Raw genomic sequence first — 23,602 nt, forward strand, 5'->3', positions numbered from 1 at the left:
TCGTCGGCAGGGGGCGAGGTGAGGATCGCCGTGAGGATCAGGCCCGCCAGCGCGATGATGAGGAACGCCACGGCCGCCTTCCGGCGCCGGCTGTGCCGTGCGCCGTCGTCATGACGATCGTCGGCTTGGTCCTGGTCGTGGGGGAACTGGTGGTTCAGTGCGTCGATCAGCGAGACCAGCTCGGGGTCGTCCCGGGCGAGGCGTCGCTCCATCTCCGCGAGGATGCGCCGGTCGTCCATCGAGGGGTTCATAACGATCACCTGACTTGCCTAGGCGGCGCGGGCGCCGCTCTGCGCACCGTCGGTGGGCCGGAGCATGTCGACGAGCCGCAGTACCTCCATCGGCAGCGGCAGCTCCAGCGGGCGTTCTACTCGCGGAGTACCCACGCGCACCAGCCGGACGCCTGCCCGAGGTGATCAAACTGCGGCGGAGCCGTCGGTACTGCACGAAACACACCGAGTGGCGCAGAACCCTCTGGGCTTCTGCAGCGGCCGCTCAGGAGCCGGCGTCGCGGTCCCCGCCCGGCGTGATCCGCCGGTACGCGCCGCGGGCGTTGACGAGGCGGGCGATCACCGTACCCAACAACGCGGCGACCATCAGGAAGGCGAGCCGTCCCGCGTCCGGATACCCCTGCCACGCAAGCTCGCCATGTGGGGGCACCGCGAAGCCGTTGAGGAACAGCCAGCACACCGCGGCGGTGCCCGGCGCCGCGACGAAGCGGGCGCACACTCCCAGCAGAGCCGCCAGGACGCACAGCACCAGCAGGGCGTGCAGCGGTTCGGCGAGCCCGTTCGCTGCGCTGAGCACCCCCACCGTCAGCAGCGCCCCTATGAAGGCCGCCACCCAGACGAAGGGCGTAGGGACAGGCTCGGGTACCGGCCTGACCGCAGCCCGCAACGGTCGCCACTCCACCATGAGCGCATCATCCTTCCCCGCGTCCCCTGCGCTGCTCTCATAACAGCGCCTCCTGGACAGTTTCCGCGCCTGGTGACCGCCCTTCTGCGAACTCCGTACGCGCAAGGCTTCCCTGATACGCGACCGGTGGCGAAGGAGCAACGAGCAGTGACAGGGCGGCTCGCGGTGCACTCAGCTGAGTTCGGCGAAGGACTCCACATCGTGGATCTTGCCGGTGACGACGATGACGTCCCCTTTCTCTATGACCGTCTCGGCGGTGGCGTAGGTGAAGCCCTCGCCCGGCCGCTTGATGCCGACGACCGTCACCCCGTACTTGCTGCGCACCTGGCTCTCTCCGAGTGGCATGCCGGTGGAGATGGTAGGGGCGACGGTCTTCACCAGGGCGTAGTCGTCGTCGAACTCGATGAAGTCGAGCATCCGGCCGGTGACCAGGTGGGCGACGCGCTCGCCCATCTCGTGCTCGGGCAGCACGACGTGGTGCACGCCGAGGCGTTCGAGGATCTGGCCGTGCTGGCGGCTGATGGCCTTGGCCCAGATGTTGGGCACGTTCACGTCCAGCAGGTTGGAGGCGATCAGAATGCTGGCCTCGATGTCGGTGCCGATACCGACCACTGCGCTGCTGAACTCGTGGACGCCGAGCTGGCGCAGCACCTCGGGGTCGGTGCAGTCGGCGACCGCAGTGTGGGTGAGATCGTCGCTCAGCCTCTGGACGAGGTGGGGGTCGGTGTCGACGCCGAGGACATCCCACCCGCGCCGCATCAGCTCATGGGCCAGCGAGCTGCCGAAGCGGCCCAGACCGATCACGGCAACGCGCTGGTCACCGCGACCGGCGGCAGCAGCGTGCCCCGCGAGGTGCTTGCGGCGCCGTCGGCGCAGCGAGTGCAGAAAGTTAGCCAATGACGGGTCGCTCCTCGGGTAGCTCGTAGCGGCGCTTCCGCTCGCGCAGGGCAAGCGCCGAAACCAGGGTGACCGGGCCGAGCCGGCCGACGAACATGAGCACGATGACGATCAGCCGGCCGACGGTCGGCAGGTCAGCGGTGATGCCGGTGGACAGCCCCACCGTGCCGAAGGCCGAGACCGACTCGAACAACACCTCCTCAAAGGGCTCGTCGACCACGGCGAGCAGCGCGAGGGTCGCCGTCATCACGAAGCCCACGCCGGCCAGCGCCACGGTGAGCGCCTGCCGCAGCACATGCGGGGCGAGCCTGCGGCCCATCACCGAGGACGTGGGCTCACCACGCACCTCGGCGAACATCGCCGCACCCAGCACCGCGAAGGTGCTGACCTTGATGCCGCCCGCGGTGCCCGCGCTGCCGCCGCCGATGAACATCAGCATGCAGGTCAGCAGCAGGGTCGCATCCGTCATCGCCCCGATGTCGACGCTGTTGAACCCCGCGGTACGGGACATCGCCGAGTGGAAGAACCCCGCGAGGATCTTCTTGTGCCAGTCGAACGGGCCCAGCGTGCCGCCGTTCGTCCACTCCAGCACGCATGTCAGCAGCGTCCCGGTGAACAGCAGCACGGCGGTGGTGATCACCGTCAGCCGGAAGTGCAGCGACCAGCGACGCCGGCCCGTGGCGCGGGCCCGGTTGCGGTGCCGCAGCAACTCCAACAGCACAGGAAAACCGATTCCGCCGAGAATCACGGCCGCGGCGATGGGCAGCGTCACCCACGGATCCTGCGCGTACTTCGTGAGACTGTCGGCGTGCAGGCCGAACCCGGCGTTGTTGAACGCCGACACGGCATGGAAGAAGCCCAGATACGCGGCATCCCAGATGGATTCGCTGTAGCCGAAGCGCAGCCTCAGTGCGAGCACCGCGCCCACCGCGAGTTCCACCGCGAGCGTGCAACCGGCAACCCCGAGCAGCACCCGCCGCACGTCGCCGATGTCCAGGCTCTTGGTCTCCGCCTGCGCGGTCAGCTGCATCCGCAGCCCCAGTTTCCCCGAGATCAGCAGCCCCAGCAGTGAGGCCATCGTCATGATGCCGAAGCCGCCGATCTGGAACAGCACGAGGATCACGCCCTCGCCGAAGCCGCTCCAGTACGTGCCGGTGTCCACCACGACCAGTCCTGTCACGCACACCGCGGACGTGGACGTGAACAGCGCCGTCACCGCGTCGGCGCTCCGGCCGTCCTCGGCGGCGACGGGCAGCATCAGCAGTACTGTCCCCAGCAGGATCACGGCAGCGAAGCCCATGACCACCGTACGAGCGGGATGCGCCGCCAACAGCGACTGCCACACCCGCACCGCGCGTCCCGCCACTCCCCGGCCTTCCTGCCTGCCAATGTTCCGTCAAGGATCCACCAGCATCCGGTCAAGATCCAGCGGGCCACCCTGACCAAGGTCCGCCTCGGTGTAACGGGGCAGGAGAGCGTGAGCTGCGACTCCTCGGGCAGCCCCGTCCGGCGCCGGATGTCAGCGCCATCCGCACGGCCATGCAGCGATGACGCGACGGATCAGAAACCGACATCCCTGACACGACGGGCCTGGACCCTAACGACGCCGGTATTCCCGGACTCGCGGCGGACGGAGATCCGGGCACCCTCGACGGGTCATCAGTCAGTGCTGGTCGATGAGGATGGGTCGCCGGTGGCAAGTACCCGGCGCAGGTCCGCCACGGTTGGCGCGCCGTCCGTGGTGCCGTCCGGATGGCGGTAGAGCCGGCACGACACGCTGGGCTGGGAGGCGGCGGTGGCGAACGGGTCGACACCGTCCAGCAGGATGGTGGGTGATCCGGTCATCTTCCGCTGAGCCGCGTCGGCTTCGTCGGTCACCTCAACCCATTCCACGGGTACGTCGCGGCCGTCGAGGGCGTCGGCGATCCGCTGACGCGCAAGTGGGGCGTTCGGGCAGTCCGGCACCGTCAGGACCGCGATCTGGGGCTTGGTTTCGCGCTGGCTCATCGGAAACCTCCTGGTCACTGCTGTGCTCGGACTGTAGACCTTCCAGTGCGCTGGAAGGTCAAGGGTCTACGGTGGTGGTATGCGCATCGGCGATGTCGTCGCCGTCAGTGGGGTGACGGCCAAGACCATCCGCTTCTACGAGCAGGCCGGACTGCTGCCGGCCCCTCCTCGCACCAGCGGTGGCTACCGCGACTATCCGGAGCGGACCGTGAAGCGGCTGGCGTTCATCCGTGATGCCCAGGGCGCGGGTCTGAGCCTGGCCGAGATCCGTTCCGTGCTCGTCCTGCGGGATGCCGGATCGTCCCCCTGCGCGCACGTCACGGCACTGATCGACCGGCGCCTTGAGGACATCGGCCGACGTCTGGCCGAGCTGCGCGTCACCAAGGAGGCGCTGCAGAGCCTGGCGGCGCGGGCCGCTGTGACCGATCCGGCCGACTGCACCGATGCCGAGGTGTGCCGCATCCTCGCCGGGGCGGGCACCGCCGCGGATGGTGAGCGCCGTCACTGAACCGGGCCGGTGACCGTGCCTAGCGTGAGCCCTCCCGGGGTGTACGGCCCCCTGCACGATGAGGAGTTCGGCCATGCTGCGCGCGGTATGGAACGGTGCGGTGATCGCGGAGGCCCCGCGCACAGTCATCGTCGAGGGCAACCACTACTTCCCGCCCGAGTCACTTGACCGCCAATACCTCACCCCGAGCAGGACCCGGTCCCTGTGCTTGTGGAAGGGCGTGGCCCGCTACTACAGCCTCGACGTCGACGGGCTGACGAATCCGGATGCCGCCTGGTACTACCCCAAGCCCAGCCCGCTCGCCCGGAAGATCAAGGACCATGTGGCGTTCTGGCAGGGCGTACGCGTGGAGGGCACGCCGGAGCCCGACGAGCCGGGAGCCTCCGAGGAGCGACCGAAGGGTGTCGGCGGCGGGTGAGGTGGCGGAACGCGACGACGGCCTGCATCGCTGCGGCCGGCCGCAGCACGGCGGGGCGGGGCCGCTCGGGCATGGTGCCGCGTCGCATCGCGAGGGCTGTGAGGGTGACGACGGGCAGTGCCCAGGCGGCGAGCGCGGCGGCACGGATGGTGCGGCTGGGTTCGTGACGCCAGATGAGCCACATCCAGAAGGCGGCGTCGGCGAAGGTGTCGGCGTAGTCCCCGAACGGGGAGGCCGTGCCCGTGCGGCGGGCGATGCGGCCGTCGGCGACGTCGAGGGCGATGGCCGGCATCCCGGACCAACGACTGCCGCCGCCGGGCACGGCGGGCAGGCTGGCGCGGATCAGGGTGAGGGCATCGGCGGCGGTGAGCCGTGTCCGGTGCTCCAAGAGGCCCAGGTGCAGCGCGGCCAGGGCCCAGCTGGTGGCCACCCAGCGGCGGCCCGGGCGCCTGCCGGTGGCCGCGGCGAGCATGAGGCCGTGCAGGGCGGTGAGCTGCGCCAGAGCCTCGGGGCGGAGGGCGGCCTGGCGCAGGGACCGGTGGGCGGCGTGAGTGAGGAAGCGTGCGACGGCCGGCGGGGCGAAGCGGGCTTCGCGCAGGTCGGCCAGCAGGGCGTTGGTTGCGGCCCGGCTGTCGGTGATCTCGTTTACGGACTCCACGCCTTCTGCCTCCACAGCATGATCGGCTTGCGGCTCACGGTAGGCGTGCCTCCGCCATAGCCTCGCGGTGAGAGGGACGAACAGGCTGAGCGGGAAGGGAACAGGCACATGACATGGGTTGTCGGCGGACTGGTGGCCGTCGGGGTAGCGGGCGCCGCGGCGGCCGGGTATCTGGGGCTGGTCACCGGCGCCCTGCCGCTGGACCTCGGAGCGGGTCGGCGGACCCGCCCGCTCGGGCCGCGGAGCGTCGACAGCGCCGCGCCCCGCGAGACGGTCTTCGAGGTGATCGCTCAGCCCTATCTCGGCAGGGCCACGCGTGCGATGCGGGAGAAGGTGGCCGTGCTGGAGCGGGGCAGTGACATGGTGCTCGCCGCGCACCGCACCCCTGTCGCGGGCGGGCGGCTGACGGCGACGACCGTGGAGACGGTGAGGTTCACCCGGCCCGAGCGGGTCGACTTCCGCCTGGTGCGAGGCCCTGTCCCCGCGGTCACCGAATGGTTCGAGCTCACCGAGCACGGGCCGGGCACGCGGCTGGAGTACACCGGCGCACTCGGCACCGATCTGTGGGCGCTCGGTCAGTGGTGGGGCAGCGTGATCGCCCCGCGTTGGGAGGCGGGCGTCGCCTCCTCTCTGGCGGCGGTGAAGCAGGAAGCGGAGCGGCGCTCGCATAGGTGACGAGGGGGCCCAGTTCGATGCCCGGGACCCTGAGTCCTGAGTATGCGGGGGCAGCGGGTCAGTGGCTGGCTGTGAGTTCGCCGCTGAGCCGGCCGTGCAACTCGGCACTCGGGTTGTTCAGGCCGGTGATCTCGACGGTCTTGCCGCGCTGGGCGTACTTGGTCTCGATGGCGTCCAGCGCCGCGACGGAGGAGGCGTCCCAGATGTGCGCGGACGAGAGGTCGATGATGACCTTGTCGGGGTCGGCGGCGTAGTCGAACTGACCGACGAGGTCGTTGGAGGAGGCGAAGAACAGTTCCCCCGTGACCCGGTAGACCACGCTCGTGCCGTCCGGGTCGGTGACGGCGGTGACCTCGGCAAGGTGGGCGACCCGCTTGGCGAAGATGACCATGGCGGTGACCGAGCCGACGACGACGCCGATGGCGAGGTTGTGGGTGGCGACCACGGCCGCGACGGTGATCACCATGACCGTGATCTCTCCGGCGGGCATCCGCTTGAGGGTCTTCGGGGCGATGGAGTGCCAGTCGAACGTCGCGAACGACACCATGACCATGACGGCGACCAGGGCGGCCATGGGGATGTCGGAGACGACCGGGCCGAAGACGATGCACAGCACCATCAGGAACGCGCCCGCGAGGAAGGTGGACAGGCGGGTGCGGGCGCCGGAGACCTTCACGTTGATCATCGTCTGGCCGATCATCGCGCAGCCGCCCATGCCACCGAAGAAGCCGGTGACGATGTTGGCGACGCCCTGGCCGATGGACTCGCGGGTCTTGTTCGAGTGGCTGTCGGTGATGTCGTCGACGAGCTTGGCCGTCATCAGCGACTCCATCAGACCGACCAGCGCCATCGCGAACGCGTACGGGGCGATCGTCGTCAGGGTGTCGAGCGCGAACGGCACGTCGGGCAGGCCCGGTACCGGCAGGGAGGACGGCAGTTCACCCTTGTCGCCCACAGTCGGCACGGCGATTCCGGCCGCGACAGTGATCACGGCGAGGATGACGATCGACACGAGCGGCGCGGGGATGACGGTGGTGATCTTCGGGAAGAGCACCATCAGCGCCAGGCCGCCGATGATCAGCGGGTACACGGCCCACGGGACGTCGGTCATTTCGGGCACCTGGGCCATGAAGATCAGGATGGCGAGGGAGTTGACGAAGCCGACCATCACCGAGCGGGGGATGAACCGCATCAGTTTCGCCACCCCGAGCGCGCCGAGGATCACCTGGAAGACGCCGGCGAGGATGACGGCCGCGACGAGGTAGCTGAGACCGTGCTCGCGGTTGAGCGGGGCGATGACGAGGGCGACGGCGCCGGTGGCGGCGGAGATCATCGCCCGCCGCCCGCCGACGATGGAGATCACTACGGCCATGGTGAAGGAGGCGAACAGGCCGATGGCCGGGTCGACCCCGGCGATGATCGAGAACGAGATCGCCTCGGGGATCAGCGCGAGCGCGACCACCAGGCCGGCCAGCACCTCGGTGCGCCACACCTTCGGATCGGTGAGCCAGTCGGGCTTCAGGCCACGCAGGTACGCGGCCGGGGGCACAGCGGTAGCAGAAGGAGACAAGGAAACGGGAACCTGTCGTGCTCGGGCACACCCCTTTCGGCAGGCCGGGGCGTGCGGGAGGACGCGGAAGGCCGGGCCGGCACCCCGCGGACGGCCCCGTGCGCACGGGGGCCGGAAGTCGGTGAAGAGCGGATCGAGCGACGGCGGCCTGCGCATGGGCGCGGCCGGGCTCACATCCGAGGGCGAAGCGTCACGGTGGGCAGGCGGCGGCGGGCGTGATGGGCTCGCACACGGGTTCTCTCCTGCAGGAATCGGATCTGCGCCGGGGGCAGCGTCGGCCCCGACACGGCAACGGTGGGCAGCGGCACGCCGTTGCCCACCTCGTCAGTAACTCTACCCTAACGTTAGAGTAGTGATCGGTGGACCGCAGACGGACGCGGCCCACCGGAATCGAGCAGGGACCAGGGAGCACGCGCGTGGACAGCAAGCACATGCAGATCGGCGAGGTCGCCGCGCGCACGGAGCTGTCCCTGCGCACGATCCGGCACTACGAGGAGACCGGCCTGGTCGTCCCCTCAGCACGGTCCCAAGGAGGTTTCCGCCTCTACACCGAGACCGACGTCGCCCGGCTCATGGTCATCCGCCGCATGAAGCCACTGGGCTTCACTCTGGAGCAGATGCGGGACCTGCTGGACGCCACCGATCGCCTCGACGCCGACAGTGGCTTGGACGCGGAAGAACAGCAGGCCCTGCTGGAGCGCATCCGCGTCTACGAGCGGGCCGCCGCCGAGCAGATCGACAAGCTCCGCGTCCAGCTGTCCCGCGCCGAGGACTTCGCCGCCACGCTGCGCTCCCGCCTGGAGCAGAAAACCCCGGCTGCCCGCTCCTGACGGCCCCACCCCCGGGGGAGGGGACTGTCCGCGCGGAACGCGGCGGCGACGGCCTGCTGGGTCTGGGTGCGGCAGCCGGGCAGGACAGCGTCGGTGTAGCGCCGGGCTCGCCAAGCCGGTCACTACCGCAGACGAGGATCGCCGGGGAACTGAGGGCGCCTGACAGCTCGGCGTCGTTCGCGTTGATGACGGGCCAAGCCGATGATGCACGGCGTCGCGCTGCTGATCGTCCCGTGCGCGGGACGGTGGTTCGGTGAGCACGCTTACAGTTCCCGAGCCGCGCCGGGTCTTACGTTCGCCTCATGCTGCTGAGGATCGTGCTGGGCGCGGTGTACACGGCGATGGCCATCAGCCAGCTCGCCTCCTTTTCGCACCGGCTGACCGCGGCGGACCGGCTCGCCGCTTCCGGTCTGGGCCTCGACGCGGCCCCGGCCGTCCTGGACGCGGCCCGCACCGCCGTTTCGGACGGCACCCTCGGCTACGCCCTGCTCGTCGCGGAGAAGCCCTCGGCAGCGTAGGCACGCTCGCCTGCTGTGCGGAGCTACGGCTTGATGTCGTAGAGGACGTTGAACGGGTCATCCGCCGTGGACCGGGACACGTCACCGAAGCCCGCCTCGGTGCACAGATTGCGTACGACTGCCTCGGGCATACCGCACGTTCCCAGGGCGGCTCCGCCGCTCGCGAGAGACGTGGTCATGCAGTAGAACATGCTGAACCCGTAGAACATCGATGCCACGGGGCCCACGTTGTCCTCTGGGCGATCCTGGCAGTTGATCTCGAGCATCAGGTAGTCGCCGTCGTCCTTGACCGCGGCCCTGATGGCGGCAAGGAGCCGCTGCGGTTCCGCCGCGTCGTGGATGACGTCGAAGGTCGTGACGAGGTCGTAGCGCCCGGGGAGTCCCTGGACGACATCGACCGTCTCGAAGGTCACGCGGTCGGCGACACCGGCTTCCTCCGCGTTCGCCCGGGCGCGTGCCACCTGACCCGGGAAATTGTCGAACCCCGTGAAACGGGAGCGGGGAAACTTCTGGGCGAGCACGATCAGGGCACGGCCCGCACCGCAGCCCACGTCCGCGACGTCGATGCCGCGCTCCAGCTTCTCGACGACATGCGGGAAGGTGCTCAGCCAGTCGTCGACCATCACGCTCTCGAACCAGCTGCCGGTGAAACGGCTCATGCCGTCCCACAGAATGTCCGGGTAGTCGCTCTGTCGTACGCCTCCCCCACTCCGGAACGCTTCGATCAGTCGTTCGTACGGTGCCATCGCGGCGGGCATCATCTGGTACACGCCGCCGAGGAACATGGGTCCCGATTCGTCGGCCAGGGCGGGGCCGTGCTCGGCGGGAAGTTCAAAGCGCCCGGGCTCCGGCTCCGCCAGATAGCCCGCGGCGGTGAGGCCGCGCAGCCACTCGCGTACGTAACGCTCGTTCAGGTCCAGACGGTCGGCCAGCTCCTGGCTGCCGGCGGGGCCGTTGGCCGCTAGGTCCTTGAACAGTCCCAGCCGGTCGCCCAGATGGCACAGACCGATGATCATCGTCCCGCTGATGTCCCCGAGAGCCTTCTCCATGAAGGCTTCGACCCTTGCCTCATCCAATTCTTGCTGTGCCGCCACGGTGTCCCTCCGGGTCCTTCCTGGCCAAGCACGGTCGCGGGGTGCGACCGTGCTTGGCCAGCGAAGCACCGGGTTGCTCTCTCGGGTCACCGCCACGACGGGCGGGGGCGGCTCACGCCGGTTCGCCTCACCCAATCCGACCATCTGACACGCGTCCTGGAATTGGCGGCAGCAGACGCCGGCGCCGGCAACAGCATCCGGCGGGCCCGCCTCGGGCCACCGTCTCTCAAAGGACAAGATCCGGACCTACACCGCAGCGGACTTCGAAGATCCTTCAAGGGCTCGACGTCGACGGACACCCGGGAGACCATCCGCCCTTCGGCCTGCTGCTCGCCGGTGCCGGCGCCTGGCTGCTGACCGGACGCGACCTACCCGCCCTGCTGCCCAAACTCCGCCGCGCCCCCACGGACGCACGCACTGCCTCGGCGGGGACGAGTCCGTCTCCACGACGATGTCCCGGATGTCGGGCCAGGCCCACTTCCGCACCCCGGGTGGCCTACTTGGCGGCCCGGCAGCCAAAGTTGTTCCGGTTCCCCTCCGCCGCCCGGCGCAGCGCGTCCGGCGATCCCAGCAGACCGTGCGGCAGATACCCGGACCGGACACCGAGTTCCCACCCATGGACCTGGACGGCGAGGCAGGCCAGGGCGAGAGGGCCGAGGGGGAGGAGGGACCGGGGCGCGGGATCACCGGCATCGGCCTCGACGCTCTCCCGGTACGCGACCAGCCGGGCGACGAGGGCGTCCTCGAAGGCGTGCTGGTCGTCGTCGAGGAGTACGCGGAGCAGCCGCTGGTCCGCGCTCAGCGCGTCGCCGACCTCGTCGAGCCGCCGGGCGGCCTCCGCGCGCTCCCCGGCGTCCGGCTTGCGCAGCGGAACCGTAGGCCAGTCGCGGGGCAGATGCCCGGCCGCCTCGGTGAGATAGGGGCACAGGGCGTCCATGGCGGCGAGGTCGGCGGGGTCGGAGACGGAGGTGTACCGGTTGTAGGGCACGCCGTCACGGATGGCGGGCGCGTAGTCGCCGCGCAGCAGCAGCCCGGTGCCCCGCTCCCTGTCCCACACATGCCCGCTGACGACACACATCTCGAACATGTCGAGCCAGGTCCGCGCGGTGGGCGCCTCCTTGACGACGTCCCGGAAGGTGATGGGCCCGTCCCCGAACTCGTCGTCGTCCGGGTCCGTGCTGATCCGCTCCCCGACGAGGGGGAACCGGAGTTCCTGGTCCCCGCTCGGGAAGCACATGATGCTCAGCACTCCGTGCACACACTCCGCGGCGGTGACGGCGACCGTGCCGGCCGCAGCGTCGAGCCCCGGCTCCATCACCGTTCGCGCGGCGACATGGTCGAGCAGTTCGTCCGCCATGGCCCGGATCAGCGTCGGTGAGATGCTGCCGTACCGCAGCGAGTGCCACCGCGTGTAGGCCCGCCCGTCGATGTCGTCGAGCGCCTCGGCCAACCGCTGCTCGCCGACCTGATGGCATGCCACATTCCGCACGTACCCCGTCCCTTCATGAACTCCACGACTGGACGAAGCACGTTATCAACGGGCACTGACAGCACTAGAGGTCAGAGGGTCCAGCACCTATCCAGCACAGTAAAGATCAAGGGGCCTGGCCCCGAAGAGTCAGACCCCATTCGACCTACATGTTTGCGCGTCCTGCATGACGCGGTCCTCGGCTTCCACCCGGGCTGTCCCACCAGAGGAACAGCCAGAAACACCTAGACCTGTTGCGACCATTCAGAAGCCTTGCTCGTTGGCGGAAAAGGCAACCGCGGAGTTCGGAACGCCTTGCATTGGCGGCGCGAACCCAGAATCGCTTCGTGAATTCCCAGATGTTGACGCTACCGCCGACCGCTGTCAGCCCCGGCCTCGCCTGACAGAACCGGACAGATCGCGATCATGCAACGACCCTGGGCCGTCGACGGAGTCGGCGGCGCTTTTCGTTGTCGATGGCCAGGGTCGGGCAGGTTGAGGGCCCGGGTGTCGTCTCGGGGGGACGCCGGGTTCCCTCGGCTCCCCAGCCCGGACCAGCCGACGAACCTTGGTGAGCGCTGCCCGCTCGCCCGGCCCCCGGGGTTACAGGAGGTCCGCGAATCCGGAGCCCTCCATGACCTCGCGCTGGAAGCGCTCGTGTACGCCGTGTATCTCGCCCAGGAAGTCCGCCGCGCCCGCGACGAGCAGGCGTACGGGTCGCTCGGCGCTCGGGGTCTCGACCAGGGAGGCGATCGCGTCGGCGACCTCTTGGTTGTCGGGCAGGCCGGGCTCCTCGACGAGATGCCCCTCGGTGCGCTGAGCGAGGTCGCCGTACGCGGCACGGCGCCGGGCGTCCTCGCGGCTGAGCCGGTGGAGATACCGCCGGTAGTACCCAACGCCGTTGGGATCGACCAGATCGGTGTTGTAGGCGCCGGGCTCGAGGATGACTACGTCCACGCCGAGCCGCCTCAGCTCGTAGCGGCTGGCCTCGGCCATGGCTTCCATGGCCCATTTCGTCCCGACGTATGCGCCCATGAAGGGGAAGACGAACCTGCCGAGTGCGGTGGTGGTCTGCACGACCAGGCCCTCACCCTGCGTCCGCATGGCGGGCAGCACCGCGCGGTTCATCCGCAGGTGGCCGAAGACGTTGGTGTCGAACATCGCGCGCACGTCGTCGATCGTCATCGTCTCCAGGAGCGCGGGGTAGAAGTAGCCGGCGTTGTTGACCAGGACGTCGATCCGGTCGACGCGCCGCAGAACTCTGCCCACGCCGTGCTCGACCGAGGCGTCGTGCCGGACGTCGATGTCGACGACGTCAAGGGCGAGCGACTCCTCGGCCGCGGTGCTGCGCAGTCGCCGGGCCACTTCGGCGTTCGCGCCGTTCGTGTCGCGCATGGAGGCGAAGACGTGGTGTCGCGCGCGGGCCAGGGTGAGCGCGGTCAGGTGGCCGAAGCCGCTGCTGGTGCCGGTGATCAGCACGACCTTCCGGTCGCCGCGCGCCGCTGTCGGGGGCACGGCGGTTTCCGCCGCCGCGGTCCCTCCGGTCGGCGGGCCGCCGCCGACCCCGATGGCTGCTCCGGCCGCGAGGGCTCCTCCGGCTCCGAGGACCCTTCTCCGCTCGATGTGCGCTCGTGTCATGACGTCCCTCCAACTCGTAGTGGTGTGCGCCTGGTTTCTTGCAGTCAGTTGCCGCGCACGATCCCCAGCGCGGCGTTACGCGCGACGTCGACCGGGATCGCGACGCCGCCGCCATCGCTCGCACCGGTCGCCGTGGTGAGCACGCCGAGCACGTCGCCGTCCTCGTTGACCAAGGGCCCGCCCGCGCTGGCTGTGGGCACTTCCGCGTCGATGCGGATCGCCTCCAGTTCGCCGCCGCCGTCCACCGCCACCGGGTCGCCCAGCGTGCGGATCGGGCCGACGGTCACCGCGCCGGAGGCGCCGATGGCAAGCGCCCGGTCCCCGGTGCGCGCCTCGGACAGCCCGGAACCGGAGTGCAGCGGCGCCAGGCCGGAGTCGTCCGCGACGCGCAACGCGGCGATGTCGACACCGCGTTCCCTGCCGAGCACGCGTGCAGCCCGCCGACTGCCGTCCGGCAGTACGACGGTGACCTCGCGCGCGTTCGCGACCAGTTGGGCGCTGGTCACCAGGATGCCGGGCAGGGCGACGCGGAACGCCGAACCGGTGCCGCCCGGCCCCTCCAGCGCGACCACGCTGTCCCTCGCCCGCGCCGGGCCGCCGCTCAACTCGGCCGCCTCCGGACCGAGTTCGGCCCACGCGCGCGGATCGACCCGGTCGACCAGTTCGAATCCGTTGCCCGCGCGGGCATAGAGAGCCGCTTCTCCCTCGTCGAGCGTGACCGCGGGGGCCAGCACGCTCGGGTAGACCCCGTGACTGACGATGATCAGGTTCGGCTCGTCCGCATGGGGTGCCCGATCCTGGATGCGCTGGTTCAAACGCCGGTCGGCCTGCTCATCCCGCTGTGGGTAGAGCCGTTCGAGGCCGTGCACCACCTCGAATCGGCCGAAGGCCAGTTGGGCGGTGTCCCTGCTGCGGCAGTACGGGCTGGCCCAGGTCTCTCCGACGGGAATGTCCAGCCGGCTGACGGCGCGGCCGATCGCCCGTGCGTCGCCGCGCCCCTCGTCGGAGAGGTTGCGCTGGGTGGAGCAGTCCTCCAGGTCGACGGCAGGATCGTCCGGACGGGACTGGTCTGTGGCGGCGTGCCGGATGACGACCGTGAAGCCGCCCTCCCGCAGCCTGGCCAGCAGATCGTCACCGCCCTGCGCCGAGGGTGCGGGCGCCGTGCTGCCGGTGCCCGTCCCGGTGTCACCTCCGCCGGTGCACGCGGCCACCGCCAGCACGGCGCCGGTGATCAGCGCTGCGGCGCGGGTGGCCCGAGCGATGAACTCAGGTATCACCGGGTGGCTCCGATACGTGCGGAACGGCCGGAGCGGGTCTGCCCACCGGCGAACACCCGGTCGACGCTGAACCGGCCCCCGCCCGTACCCAGCAGCGCGAGGGAGGCCGCGAGCATGATGAACGCGAACCCGGAGCCGCTGCCGTCCTGACCCATGACCAAGGGCTCACCGCGATGCACGAAGATCAAAGCGCCGGCCATCACCACCGCGAAACCGCCACCGATCAGCCTGGTGAGCGCCCCGAACAGGACCACGATCCCGCCGATCAACTGCATGTAGGCACCGAACCAGGCACTCAACTCCGGCAACGGAATACCGGCGTCCCGGTAGTTCGCGACGTTCGCACCCGCGCCACCGGCCTGGGACGCGTCACCCCAACCGTGCGCGATGAAGACGGCGCCGACCGCGAGGCGCAACAACAGAAGGCCGATGTCGGAGGCGAGATGGTGCGCGTTCTCGCCGGAAAGCCGGCGGTGCGGAAGATTCATGACGTTCCCCTTCGTCTGGCGTGGGCCCGGCGGCTTCGACGCTCGCCCTGCACCCACTCCAGCACCGGCGACGGTTCGGACGGAAAGACCGATTTGATACGGGCTTATACTCTGTGGGTATGGAGGGCCTGGACGTGCGTGAACTGCGCTACTTCGTCGCAGTGGCCGAGGAACTCAACTTCTCCCGCGCCGCCAAACGCCTCGGCATGGCGCAGCCTCCGCTGTCGCGGGCCATCAGCCAGATGGAACGGCGCCTGGGCGCGGACCTGTTCGACCGCAACACCCACCGGGTCGCGCTGACCGACTTCGGCAAGAGCATGCTGGACGAGGCACGGTTCGCACTCGATGTGCTCGCCGGGATCAACCGCAGAGCCCACCGCGCCGCACTGACAACACCCACGCTGGTGGTGACCGCCAAGCCGGGCATCGCCACCGGCATGCTCCAACGCATCGTGGACGCCTACACCGCACTGCCCGGCGCCGCCCGCGTCGAGATCGTGGTCAGCGGCTACCGTGACCAGGCGGACATGATCCGCGACGGACGGGCGGACCTGGCGCTGCTCAGCTCCTACTTCGACCAACGCGGGCTCGATGTCGAGCCGTTGACCGCCGAACGCAGGGTCGCCGCCCTGCCAGCCGCCCACCCGCTCGCTCGACATGACGAACTGCGCTGCCGCGACCTGGAGGACGAGCCGATACCGCACTGGCCGCGGATGACACCGGCAGAGCACGCGTACTGGTCCGGGCGTGATCGCACGGCGACACGAAGCCAGTCCGGTGTTCCCGACGCCGACTCGGCCCCGCCCGGACCACTGGTCAGCGATCCCAGCCAGCTGATCGAAGTCGTGGCCCTCGGACAGGCCGTCGCACTGATTCCACAGTCCCTGGCCGAGGCCAACCCGCGCACGGACATCGCCTACCGACCCGTCATCGACGCCACCCCCTACACGATCGCGATCGCCTGGTTCGAGGGCTCACGCAGGCACCATGTCGCCCAGTTCGTCCACACCGCGACCCGCCTCCACCAGCCCCAGAGCATCGCCGGCTGACAGCGCGGCAGCGATCAGGCAGTAGGGCGTCCGCCGTAGGGAAACTCATCGTGCCCCGCCCCAAGATCGTACTCAGGAATCTGGTCAGGCGTTCGAGCCGCCGGGATGCTCGGAACATGAAGGCGATCGTTCAGGATGCGTACGGGTCGGAAGATCTGCTGGAACTGCGTGACATCGAGCGGCCCGTACCCCGCGACGACGAGGTGCTCGTCGAAATGCGTGCCGCGGGGGTGGGGCCCGAGGTGTGGCATGTGATGACCGGGCGGCCGTACGTGGCCCGGGTCGCGCTCGGACTTCGTAAGCCGAAGAATCCCGTATGCGGCTGGGACGGGGCCGGGCGGGTCGAGGCGGTCGGGGCCAAGGTGACCGGATTCAAGCCGGGGGACGAGGTGTTCGGCAACTGCGAGGGCTCGTTCGCGGAGTACGCGCGGGCCAAGGCCGACAAGATCGTGCTCAAGCCCGCCACCCTCACGTTCGAGCAGGCCGCCGCCCTCCCCGTCTCCGGCATGACCGCCCTCCAGGCCCTCAGTGGCAAGTCCCGCCCCCAGCCCGGTCAGCGGGTCCTCGTCATCGGCGCGTCCGGCGGCGTCGGAACGTACGCGGTCCAGCTCGCCACGATGTACGGCGCCGAGGTCACCGGCGTCTGCGGCCCCGCCGGCGCGGATCTCGTCCGGTCCCTCGGCGCCACCCACGTCATCGACTACACGCGCGAGGACATCACCGACCACAACCCGCACCGCTACGACGTCATCATCGACAACGCGGGGCTACGGCCGTTGCCCGTACTCCGCCGAGCCCTCACGCCGCGCGGCACCCTCGTCATCGTCGGCGCCGAGGGAGGAAGCAGCTTCTTCGGCGGCATGAGCCGTGGTCTCCGTGCCGTCCTGCTCTCGCCGTTCATCGCCCAGAACCTCCGCAACCTCGTCTCCCTCAGCCGCCAAGAGGACCTCCTGACCCTGAAAGACCTCGCCGAGAAAGGCCGGATCACCCCGACCGTCGACCGCGCGTACCCCCTCTCCGAGGCACCCGCGGCCATCCGCCATCTGAAGCAGGGGCACCCCAAGGGCAAGCTCGTCGTGGCCATCTGAGTGACCATGGTGAGTGGTACGCCACGGCCGGTGCTCAGGCGGTAGCGGGTGCCGGGCCGACCAGCTCCGACAGGACGTCCTCCATGGTCACGAAGCCGAGGACGGCGCCCTTCTCGCCGGTGACCGCGGCGAGGTGGCTGCCGTCGGCGCGCAGGGCGGTGAGGGTGTCGTCGAGCGGGGTGTCGATGCGGACGCGGGTGACCGGGTGCAGTGTGTCGCGCGGGAACGGCTTGTCGCGGTCGGCGATGCCCAGGGTGTCCTTGATGTGCAGATACCCGAGCAGGGTGCCGTCCGCGCCGGTGACCGGGAAGCGGGAGTAGCCCGCTTCGGCGGCAGTCCGTTCCAGCCGCGCCGGGGTGACGGTGTGATCCACGGTGCGCATCTGCTGCGCCGGGACGAGGATCTCGCCGACCGGGCGGGTACCCAACTCCAACGCGTCACGCAGCCGTTCGCCGTCGGCGGGCGTGAGCAGCCCGGCCGCGCTGGAGTCGACGACCATGCGGGCGAGCTGGTCGTCGGTGAAGACGGACTCCACCTCGTCCTTCGGCTCCACCCGCAGCAGCTTCAACAGCATGTTCGCGAAGGCGTTGATGCCGAACACGAACGGGCGCAGCGCGCGGGTGAGGGCCACCAGCGGCGGGCCGAGCAGCAGCGCGGTCGGGACCGGTGCCGCCAGCGCGATGTTCTTCGGGACCATCTCGCCGATCAGCATGTGCAGATACGTCGCCACGGTCAGCGCGATGACGAACGCGATCGGGTGCACCAGGCCGTGCGGGAGGTGGGCCACCTCGAAGCCGGGTTCCAGCAGGTGGGCGATGGCCGGTTCGGCGACGGCGCCCAGCACCAGCGAGGAGACGGTGATGCCGAGCTGGGCCGTGGCCATCATCGCGGAGAGATGCTCCAGGGCCCACATGGTCATCCGGGCCCGGGTGTTGCCCTCCTTCGCGCGCGGCTCGATCTGACTGCGGCGTACGGAGATCAGGGCGAACTCGGCGCCGACGAAGAAGGCGTTGGTCAGCAGGGTCAGGGCGCCGATGGCGAGTTGCAGGACGGTCATCGGGACTCCTCCCCAGCCTGAGCCGGCACGCGGGCCGGTGCGGTGATACGGACACGGTCGGCGCGGTGGTGGTCGACGTCGAGGACATCGAGTCGCCAACCGTCGTCCAGGTCCAGGACGTCGCCCTTGGCGGGGATGCGTGCGAGGTGGGTGGCGACCAGGCCGGCCACGGTCTCGTACGGGCCGTCCGGTGCCGTCAGTCCTATCGCGGTGAGCTGGTCGATGCGGACGGAGCCGTCCGCCTCCCAGGCCGCGCGGCCGTCAGCTGCGGCGGGCGCGGACTGCAGGTCCGGCACCTCGACGGGGTCGTGCTCGTCGCGGACCTCGCCGACGACCTCCTCGACGATGTCCTCCATCGTCGCCACGCCCGCCGTGCCGCCGTACTCGTCGATGATCACGGCCATGGTGCGGGTGGAGCGCAGCCGCTGCAGCAGCCGGTCGGCAGTGAGGCTGTCGGGGACCAGCAGGGGTGTGGTGGCCAGCTCGGTGACCGGGGTGACCGCGCGCTTCTCCGGCGCCAGCGCGAGTACGTCGCGGATGTGGACGCTGCCGATGACCTCGTCCAGGCTGTCGCGGTAGACCGGGAAGCGGGACAGGCCGGTGGCGTAGGTGAGGTTCGCGGCGTCCGCGGCCGTCGCGTGCGCTTCGAGCGCCTTGACGTCGACCCGCGGGGTCATCACGTTCTCGGTAGTCAGCTCGCTCAGATGCAGGGTGCGCACGAACAGCTCGGCGGAGTCTGCCTCCAGGGCGCCTTCGGCGGCGGAGTGCTCGGCGAGCGCGACCAGTTCCTCGGGACTGCGGGCGGAGGCCAGCTCCTCGGCGGGCTCCAGTCCGAAGCGGCGTACGAAACGGTTCGCGGTGTTGTTCAGGTGGCGGATGAACGGGCCGAAGGCGGCGGTGAACCCGCGCTGCGGGCCCGCCACCACCTTGGCGACGGCCAGCGGGCGGGAGATCGCCCAGTTCTTCGGCACCAGCTCACCGACCACCATCAGTACAACGGTGGACACGGCCACGCCCAGCACGGTGGCGACGGTGGACGCCGCGCCGCCCAGGCCGATCGCCTTCAGCGGGCCGCGCAGCAGCGCCGCCAGCGACGGCTCGGCGAGCATGCCGATCACCAGCGAGGTGACGGTGATGCCGAGCTGGGCGCCGGACAGCTGGACGGTCAGACGGCGTACGGCCTTCAGCGCGCCCTCGGCGCCGCGCTCGCCCGCCGCGGCGGCCCGCTCCAGGTCACCGCGCTCGACGGTGGTCAGCGAGAACTCGGCGGCGACGAACAGCGCGCAGGCCAGTGTGAGAAGGAGGGCCAGCAGGAGTAGCAGGACCTCGGTCACCGTGCCACCCCCGTTCCCTCAAGTCTGTGACCTGGGCAGGGCATGGCACGGCCGGTACTGGGAGGCTCACCCATTGCGGGACTCTGGCTCCTTTTCGGTACGTCGGGTGGATGTAAGCCACTCTATGCTTCTACTCGCTTGTAGAGAACGTGCGGGCCGTCCCGGATGTTCCGCACGTGACGGACGTATGCAGTCGCTCGTGAAGGAGTGGACGCCGCGAGAGTGAGGGGACCGTCGTCTTCGACCGGTTCGTGGTCGGCGGGGGCTTCCGGCTCTCGGCGGGCGCGGAGCGAGAAGTGCCGTTCAGTGACAAGGGCGACCTCGACCAGCTGACCGTGGGACCGCTGCCCACCGTCGGCCATCACGACACCCGGGACTGGAACGCCGAGGTCGACGGCTGGATCCGGCAGTTGGTCGAGCACCGGGCGTCGTACGGTTCGCACGCCTCGTACGGACATGAAGGCACCGCCCGGGCATGGCACCGCCGTTGCGGCGGGCGCAGCCGGGCTGGCTGTCGGGGTCGTCGGCGGCATGGTCGCGCCGAAGTGGTGGACGAGGTCGGCGACTTCTTCGAGGGCGACGAAGAAGAGGAGTACCCGCCCCTGATAGCTTCTACATTGCTGTAGAGGATTGCGGCTGCCCGGACCACGCCGGTCCGGGCACACCTCACAACACGTATGGAGTTCTCATGGCCCTGTGGGACCGCATCAAGGAGTCCGCATCGACGATGCAGACCCAGCTGACGGCGAAGAAGAACGACCTCAAGAGCGGCGCCTTCCGCGACGCGAGCATGGCGATGTGCGCCCTGGTCGCCGCCGCCGACGGCACCATCGACCCCTCCGAGCGGCAGCGCGTGGCCCAGCTGATCGCCACCAACGAGGTGCTGCAGAACTTCGACGCGACGGACCTGCAGCGGCGCTTCGAGGAGAACCTCAACAAGCTGACCGCCGACTTCGCCCTCGGCAAGGTGAGCGTCCTCCAAGAGATCGCCAAGGCGAAGAAGAAGCCCGCCGAGGCGCGGGCGGTCATCCAGATCGGCATCGTGATCGGCGGCGCCGACGGCGACTTCGACAAGACGGAGCAGGCGGTGGTACGTGAGGCGTGCTTCGCGCTGGACCTGCCGCCGCACGAGTTCGATCTCTGAGACCCCTGGGTTCTCTGGGGCTTCTGCGTGCGGGCGACGCCGCTCTGACCCTTGTCCGGGGCTAGAGCGGTGTCGCCGCGTGCAGGATGAGGGCCATCGTCACCGCGGAGTTGGCGGACGACAGCGCTGATACGGCCGTACCCGCGGCGGCCGTCCACGCGGCCACGCCCACCGCCGTGAACACGGACGGCCAGCTCCGGGGAGCAGGAGCGGGGCCCAGCAGGGCCGCCACCCGGCGCGGCACCGGTCCGGGGGACGCGAAACCGGCGAGCGTGGGGATCGGGGCGGCACGGGAGACCAGTGCCGCCTTGCCGATCGCGCGCGCCACGGTGCGGCGGTCGCCGAGGACGCGGGCCGCCTCCTCGTCCGCCCACCGCTCGGTCGTGTACGTCACCGCAGTACGCAGCGGACGCAGGAACGGGTTCGCGCGGGCCGCCAGTTGCGCGACCAGCAGGAATCTGTGATGACGGGCGGCGAGATGGGCCCGTTCATGGGCGAACAGGGCGCGCCGCTCGGCGGGTTGGAGGCCGGAGAGCAGCGCAGTGGTCACCACGATGCGATCACGGGCGCCGCCGGGCAGGGCGTACGCGTACGGCACGTCGTCGGGCAGCACCGCGACCTCCGTACCGGGCAGCCCGGCCAGGGCCCGGTGGGCGCGGCGGCGTGCCCGGCCGTGCCGCCACAGCGTCCGGCCGCACACCACGGCCACGGCGATCAGGGCAGGGATGGCTGCCTTGCCTGCCACCTCGTCGTATGGAACGGCCTCCCGCACCTCCGGGTCCGACCAGCCGTCCGGCAGCGGGTTGCCGGGGAGTTGGGCGGTGCCGACGACCATCAGCAGGCCGAGACACACCGTGCTGCACAGGGCCATGACGCCGGCCACGCCGGTGAGCAGGCGGGTGGCGATGCGCGGGTGTAGATGGTGCTCGGCCAGCCGTGCGATCGGCCAGGCCGTGAGCGGCAGTACCAGCGGCAGGAAGACGAACACCCCCATGAGGCTTCAGTCTTCCCCTTCGGCCTTCGGCTGACCCAGCAGTTCACGCAGGAGCCGCTCGTCATCGGGGTCGAGTGCGGTGACGAAGCTCGCCAGCACCGCCTCGCGGTCCTGCTCACCGTCCAGCACCTTGCGCATCTTCCGTGCGGCCAGGCCCGCCTCGTCCGAGGCCGACGTCCAGGCGAACGACCGGCCGGCGCGCTCCCGGGTCACCGCACCCTTGGCCAGCAGCCGGGTCAGGATCGTGATCACCGTCGTATAGGCGAGGTCGCCGCCGAGCCGCTCCTGCACCCAGCCCGCGGTCGCCGGTCCGTCGGCCTCCCGCAGGGCCGCGAGGACCTGTACCTCCAGCTCGCCCTGCCCCCGTCGCCGGGGACGCCGGTGATCCTCCGTCACGCCCTGTCTCCCTTCCGCTGCCGCGTACGCCACAAGCGGTCCATCGTAAGGACACCGGGGATCACATCGTGCCCTCGCGTCCGGATCCCACCTTCCATAATTTCTACAATGCTGTAGATTCTACGGCGGCGGAACCTAGATCGGAATCTCAGCCAGGAGGAAAACAGTGGGTGTTTCCCTGTCCAAGGGCGGCAACGTCTCGCTCAGCAAAGAGGTACCGGGTCTGACCGCGGTCCTGGTCGGACTCGGCTGGGACGTGCGCACCACGACGGGCACCGACTACGACCTGGACGCCTCCGCCCTGCTGCTCGACACCTCCGGCAAGGTCCTCTCCGACCGCCACTTCGTCTTCTACAACAATCTCACCAGCCCGGACGGCTCCGTCGAGCACACCGGCGACAACCTCACCGGTGAGGGCGAGGGTGACGACGAGGTCGTCAAGGTGAACCTGGCGGGCGTACCGGCCGAGGTCGACCGGATCGTCTTCCCGGTGTCCATCCACGACGCCGAGAATCGCGGCCAGAGCTTCGGCCAGGTCCGGGGCGCCTTCATCCGCGTCGTCAACCAGGCCGACGGCGCCGAGATCGCCCGCTACGACCTGTCCGAGGACGCGGCCACCGAGACCGCGATGGTCTTCGGCGAGCTGTACCGCAACGGCGCCGAGTGGAAGTTCCGCGCGGTCGGCCAGGGATACGCTTCGGGCCTGGCGGGCATCGCCTCCGACTTCGGCGTCGGCGTCTGACGCGGGCGGGCGAGCGACATGTTCGGGCTGAGTGAAATCGCGGTCATCCTCATCGTCGTCATAGCCGTACTTGCCGCCAAGAAAGGGCCCGATCTGGCTCGCTCGGCGGGCAAGGCGGCGCGCGTCCTCAAGGCGGAGCGCCGGGCGTTGAAGGACGATCAGAAACCGGACGAGCAGCAGACGGCACCCCGTGTGATCAAGGGAGAGACCGCCACCCCCGCCGCCCCGGAGGCGCCTCAGCCGCCGGGCACGGGGCAGTAACGGCTGCGGGGCTGAGGCGGAATTCTTCTCAGCCTCGCCCGGTCAGCAGGCCGTGGACCGCCTCCGCAGTCTCCGCGCACTCCGGCTGCACGGAGGCGCACACCTCGACGTACCGTGTGCCGCTCGCCGCGTGGCGTTCCCGCACCGTCGGTACGCCCTCTTCGGCGCAGGGGACGATCGCCACGATGCCGTTGCGGGCCAGTACCTCGGCCATCAGGCCGATGCGTTCGGGGTTCGTATCGTGGCCGTTGAGGCGGTCGAGCACCTCTACCCGGTGCTGTTCGGCCAGCAGGCGTTCGGCGAGGGCGTAGGCGGCGCCGCGCCGGTCGGCGGCCGTCGGCCCGGTGACCCACACCGTGGCTCCCGGGCACGTACATCGGCACTTCACGTCGGACATGTCGCTCAACACGGATACCCCCAGGCGCGGGTGATGTCGCGCAGCGGTGCCGGAACGTCTCCCGCGTCCGGCAGCGCTCGCGCCTTCTGGATCTTCCCGGACTTGATGTTCTCGCTCCAGTCACCGATGTAGGGCACGAACGGGCCGTGGTCACCCTTGCGGTAGTCGAGCATCCTCGG

26 protein-coding genes and 2 pseudogenes are annotated in these 23,602 nt (G+C 69.9%); 11 read left to right on the forward strand and 17 right to left on the reverse strand.

From position 1 onward, the window contains the following. Positions 1-29 precede the first annotated feature (29 nt). The 5 genes and pseudogenes from AB0I98_RS38810 to AB0I98_RS38830 form a co-directional block, all read right to left on the reverse strand. A pseudogene (locus AB0I98_RS38810) lies at positions 30-251 on the reverse strand (DUF3040 domain-containing protein); the annotation flags it as partial. Between the two features lie 244 nt (positions 252-495). Further along, the gene (locus AB0I98_RS38815) at positions 496-915 is read right to left on the reverse strand and encodes a hypothetical protein (RefSeq protein WP_362950109.1); all 420 of its coding nucleotides are present in this window, start codon (positions 913-915) and stop codon (positions 496-498) included. Between the two features lie 171 nt (positions 916-1,086). Next, positions 1,087-1,812 carry a TrkA family potassium uptake protein gene (locus AB0I98_RS38820; protein WP_362950110.1) on the reverse strand — a complete coding sequence of 242 codons (726 nt, stop codon included), beginning with the start codon at positions 1,810-1,812 and terminating at the stop codon, positions 1,087-1,089. After that, on the reverse strand, positions 1,805-3,178 hold the full coding sequence (locus AB0I98_RS38825) for a potassium transporter TrkG (RefSeq protein ID WP_362950112.1): 1,374 nt from the start codon (positions 3,176-3,178) through the stop codon (positions 1,805-1,807). The genes AB0I98_RS38820 and AB0I98_RS38825 overlap by 8 nt, the downstream gene beginning before the upstream one ends. Positions 3,179-3,471: 293 nt before the next feature. Next, on the reverse strand, positions 3,472-3,819 hold the full coding sequence (locus AB0I98_RS38830) for a hypothetical protein (protein ID WP_362950113.1): 348 nt from the start codon (positions 3,817-3,819) through the stop codon (positions 3,472-3,474). A gap of 79 nt (positions 3,820-3,898) precedes the next feature. Between AB0I98_RS38830 and AB0I98_RS38835 the strand changes: the two genes are divergently transcribed. Both AB0I98_RS38835 and AB0I98_RS38840 read left to right on the forward strand, forming a co-directional pair. Further along, on the forward strand, positions 3,899-4,327 hold the full coding sequence (locus tag AB0I98_RS38835) for a heavy metal-responsive transcriptional regulator (protein ID WP_362950114.1): 429 nt from the start codon (positions 3,899-3,901) through the stop codon (positions 4,325-4,327). A 73-nt stretch (positions 4,328-4,400) separates the two neighbouring features. After that, positions 4,401-4,745, forward strand: coding sequence for a DUF427 domain-containing protein (locus tag AB0I98_RS38840; protein WP_362950116.1), 345 nt, complete (start codon positions 4,401-4,403; stop codon positions 4,743-4,745). Here the strand turns inward: AB0I98_RS38840 and AB0I98_RS38845 are convergent. Then, on the reverse strand, positions 4,639-5,403 hold the full coding sequence (locus AB0I98_RS38845) for a CDP-alcohol phosphatidyltransferase family protein (protein WP_362950117.1): 765 nt from the start codon (positions 5,401-5,403) through the stop codon (positions 4,639-4,641). The two genes, AB0I98_RS38840 and AB0I98_RS38845, sit on opposite strands and share 107 nt — an antisense overlap. A 108-nt stretch (positions 5,404-5,511) precedes the next feature. Here AB0I98_RS38845 and AB0I98_RS38850 point away from each other — a divergent pair, with 108 nt between their 5' ends. Then, positions 5,512-6,078, forward strand: coding sequence for an SRPBCC family protein (locus AB0I98_RS38850; RefSeq protein WP_362950119.1), 567 nt, complete (start codon positions 5,512-5,514; stop codon positions 6,076-6,078). A gap of 58 nt (positions 6,079-6,136) precedes the next feature. Here AB0I98_RS38850 and AB0I98_RS38855 read toward each other — a convergent pair whose 3' ends face one another. Next, positions 6,137-7,627, reverse strand: coding sequence for a SulP family inorganic anion transporter (locus AB0I98_RS38855; RefSeq protein ID WP_362950120.1), 1,491 nt, complete (start codon positions 7,625-7,627; stop codon positions 6,137-6,139). Between the two features lie 437 nt (positions 7,628-8,064). Between AB0I98_RS38855 and AB0I98_RS38860 the strand changes: the two genes are divergently transcribed. Further along, positions 8,065-8,478, forward strand: coding sequence for a MerR family transcriptional regulator (locus AB0I98_RS38860; protein ID WP_362950122.1), 414 nt, complete (start codon positions 8,065-8,067; stop codon positions 8,476-8,478). 302 nt (positions 8,479-8,780) lie between these two features. Further along, the gene (locus tag AB0I98_RS38865; protein ID WP_362950124.1) at positions 8,781-8,996 is read left to right on the forward strand and encodes a hypothetical protein; all 216 of its coding nucleotides are present in this window, start codon (positions 8,781-8,783) and stop codon (positions 8,994-8,996) included. A gap of 23 nt (positions 8,997-9,019) precedes the next feature. Here the strand turns inward: AB0I98_RS38865 and AB0I98_RS38870 are convergent, their stop codons facing one another. The 5 genes from AB0I98_RS38870 to AB0I98_RS38890 form a co-directional block, all read right to left on the reverse strand. After that, positions 9,020-10,045, reverse strand: coding sequence for a methyltransferase (locus AB0I98_RS38870; RefSeq protein WP_362950125.1), 1,026 nt, complete (start codon positions 10,043-10,045; stop codon positions 9,020-9,022). A gap of 541 nt (positions 10,046-10,586) precedes the next feature. Beyond that, a complete protein-coding gene (locus tag AB0I98_RS38875; protein WP_362950126.1) occupies positions 10,587-11,579 on the reverse strand; it encodes an immunity 49 family protein in 993 nt (330 codons plus the stop codon). 582 nt (positions 11,580-12,161) lie between these two features. Continuing rightward, a complete protein-coding gene (locus AB0I98_RS38880; RefSeq protein ID WP_362950128.1) occupies positions 12,162-13,196 on the reverse strand; it encodes an SDR family oxidoreductase in 1,035 nt (344 codons plus the stop codon). Between the two features lie 44 nt (positions 13,197-13,240). Next, complete coding sequence (locus tag AB0I98_RS38885) at positions 13,241-14,473, reverse strand: trypsin-like peptidase domain-containing protein (protein WP_362950130.1); 1,233 nt, start codon at positions 14,471-14,473, stop codon at positions 13,241-13,243. Further along, positions 14,470-14,961: a DoxX family protein gene (locus AB0I98_RS38890; RefSeq protein WP_362950131.1), complete on the reverse strand. Its 492-nt coding sequence runs from the start codon at positions 14,959-14,961 to the stop codon at positions 14,470-14,472. Before AB0I98_RS38890 ends, AB0I98_RS38885 begins: the two co-directional genes overlap by 4 nt. A 119-nt stretch (positions 14,962-15,080) precedes the next feature. Here AB0I98_RS38890 and AB0I98_RS38895 point away from each other — a divergent pair, with 119 nt between their 5' ends. Both AB0I98_RS38895 and AB0I98_RS38900 read left to right on the forward strand, forming a co-directional pair. After that, on the forward strand, positions 15,081-16,010 hold the full coding sequence (locus AB0I98_RS38895) for a LysR family transcriptional regulator (RefSeq protein WP_362950132.1): 930 nt from the start codon (positions 15,081-15,083) through the stop codon (positions 16,008-16,010). Between the two features lie 116 nt (positions 16,011-16,126). Beyond that, positions 16,127-17,098: an NAD(P)-dependent alcohol dehydrogenase gene (locus AB0I98_RS38900; RefSeq protein ID WP_362950134.1), complete on the forward strand. Its 972-nt coding sequence runs from the start codon at positions 16,127-16,129 to the stop codon at positions 17,096-17,098. A 34-nt stretch (positions 17,099-17,132) separates the two neighbouring features. On the opposite strand, the gene AB0I98_RS38905 is transcribed toward AB0I98_RS38900, so the two are convergent. Together AB0I98_RS38905 and AB0I98_RS38910 are read right to left on the reverse strand one after the other, a co-directional pair. Then, entirely contained in the window at positions 17,133-18,155 is a 1,023-nt protein-coding gene (locus tag AB0I98_RS38905) for a hemolysin family protein (protein ID WP_362950136.1), read from the reverse strand. Continuing rightward, positions 18,152-19,489: a hemolysin family protein gene (locus AB0I98_RS38910; protein ID WP_362950137.1), complete on the reverse strand. Its 1,338-nt coding sequence runs from the start codon at positions 19,487-19,489 to the stop codon at positions 18,152-18,154. The genes AB0I98_RS38905 and AB0I98_RS38910 overlap by 4 nt, the downstream gene beginning before the upstream one ends. A gap of 218 nt (positions 19,490-19,707) precedes the next feature. Between AB0I98_RS38910 and AB0I98_RS38915 the strand changes: the two are divergent. Next, a pseudogene (locus tag AB0I98_RS38915) lies at positions 19,708-20,115 on the forward strand (hypothetical protein); the annotation flags it as partial. 62 nt (positions 20,116-20,177) lie between these two features. Further along, positions 20,178-20,633 (forward strand): TerB family tellurite resistance protein, encoded by a 456-nt coding sequence (locus tag AB0I98_RS38920; RefSeq protein WP_362950139.1) that lies wholly within the window; start codon positions 20,178-20,180, stop codon positions 20,631-20,633. A gap of 61 nt (positions 20,634-20,694) precedes the next feature. Here AB0I98_RS38920 and AB0I98_RS38925 read toward each other — a convergent pair whose 3' ends face one another. Together AB0I98_RS38925 and AB0I98_RS38930 are read right to left on the reverse strand one after the other, a co-directional pair. Next, positions 20,695-21,627: a M56 family metallopeptidase gene (locus AB0I98_RS38925; protein ID WP_362950140.1), complete on the reverse strand. Its 933-nt coding sequence runs from the start codon at positions 21,625-21,627 to the stop codon at positions 20,695-20,697. A 6-nt stretch (positions 21,628-21,633) separates the two neighbouring features. Further along, positions 21,634-22,023 (reverse strand): BlaI/MecI/CopY family transcriptional regulator, encoded by a 390-nt coding sequence (locus tag AB0I98_RS38930; protein WP_362950142.1) that lies wholly within the window; start codon positions 22,021-22,023, stop codon positions 21,634-21,636. 166 nt (positions 22,024-22,189) lie between these two features. Here AB0I98_RS38930 and AB0I98_RS38935 point away from each other — a divergent pair, with 166 nt between their 5' ends. Together AB0I98_RS38935 and AB0I98_RS38940 are read left to right on the forward strand one after the other, a co-directional pair. Next, the gene (locus AB0I98_RS38935) at positions 22,190-22,765 is read left to right on the forward strand and encodes a TerD family protein (RefSeq protein WP_362950143.1); all 576 of its coding nucleotides are present in this window, start codon (positions 22,190-22,192) and stop codon (positions 22,763-22,765) included. 18 nt (positions 22,766-22,783) lie between these two features. Then, complete coding sequence (locus AB0I98_RS38940; RefSeq protein ID WP_362950144.1) at positions 22,784-23,026, forward strand: twin-arginine translocase TatA/TatE family subunit; 243 nt, start codon at positions 22,784-22,786, stop codon at positions 23,024-23,026. A gap of 28 nt (positions 23,027-23,054) precedes the next feature. Here the strand turns inward: AB0I98_RS38940 and AB0I98_RS38945 are convergent, their stop codons facing one another. Then, positions 23,055-23,381 carry a hypothetical protein gene (locus AB0I98_RS38945; RefSeq protein WP_362950146.1) on the reverse strand — a complete coding sequence of 109 codons (327 nt, stop codon included), beginning with the start codon at positions 23,379-23,381 and terminating at the stop codon, positions 23,055-23,057. Positions 23,382-23,602: the final 221 nt, after the last annotated feature.

Source organism: Streptomyces sp. NPDC050211, from assembly GCF_040656035.1.
Taxonomy (GTDB): Bacteria; Actinomycetota; Actinomycetes; order Streptomycetales; family Streptomycetaceae; genus Streptomyces.

Coding starts and splice junctions, on each gene's coding strand:
- AB0I98_RS38815 (WP_362950109.1), bottom strand. CDS start 915: ATGGTGGAGTGGCGACCGTTGCGGGCTGCGGTCAGGCCGGTACCCGAG.
- AB0I98_RS38830 (WP_362950113.1), bottom strand. CDS start 3,819: ATGAGCCAGCGCGAAACCAAGCCCCAGATCGCGGTCCTGACGGTGCCG.
- AB0I98_RS38835 (WP_362950114.1), top strand. CDS start 3,899: ATGCGCATCGGCGATGTCGTCGCCGTCAGTGGGGTGACGGCCAAGACC.
- AB0I98_RS38840 (WP_362950116.1), top strand. CDS start 4,401: ATGCTGCGCGCGGTATGGAACGGTGCGGTGATCGCGGAGGCCCCGCGC.
- AB0I98_RS38850 (WP_362950119.1), top strand. CDS start 5,512: ATGACATGGGTTGTCGGCGGACTGGTGGCCGTCGGGGTAGCGGGCGCC.
- AB0I98_RS38865 (WP_362950124.1), top strand. CDS start 8,781: ATGCTGCTGAGGATCGTGCTGGGCGCGGTGTACACGGCGATGGCCATC.
- AB0I98_RS38870 (WP_362950125.1), bottom strand. CDS start 10,045: ATGGAGAAGGCTCTCGGGGACATCAGCGGGACGATGATCATCGGTCTG.
- AB0I98_RS38880 (WP_362950128.1), bottom strand. CDS start 13,196: ATGACACGAGCGCACATCGAGCGGAGAAGGGTCCTCGGAGCCGGAGGA.
- AB0I98_RS38890 (WP_362950131.1), bottom strand. CDS start 14,961: ATGAATCTTCCGCACCGCCGGCTTTCCGGCGAGAACGCGCACCATCTC.
- AB0I98_RS38895 (WP_362950132.1), top strand. CDS start 15,081: ATGGAGGGCCTGGACGTGCGTGAACTGCGCTACTTCGTCGCAGTGGCC.
- AB0I98_RS38900 (WP_362950134.1), top strand. CDS start 16,127: ATGAAGGCGATCGTTCAGGATGCGTACGGGTCGGAAGATCTGCTGGAA.
- AB0I98_RS38905 (WP_362950136.1), bottom strand. CDS start 18,155: ATGACCGTCCTGCAACTCGCCATCGGCGCCCTGACCCTGCTGACCAAC.
- AB0I98_RS38920 (WP_362950139.1), top strand. CDS start 20,178: ATGGCCCTGTGGGACCGCATCAAGGAGTCCGCATCGACGATGCAGACC.
- AB0I98_RS38925 (WP_362950140.1), bottom strand. CDS start 21,627: ATGGGGGTGTTCGTCTTCCTGCCGCTGGTACTGCCGCTCACGGCCTGG.
- AB0I98_RS38940 (WP_362950144.1), top strand. CDS start 22,784: ATGTTCGGGCTGAGTGAAATCGCGGTCATCCTCATCGTCGTCATAGCC.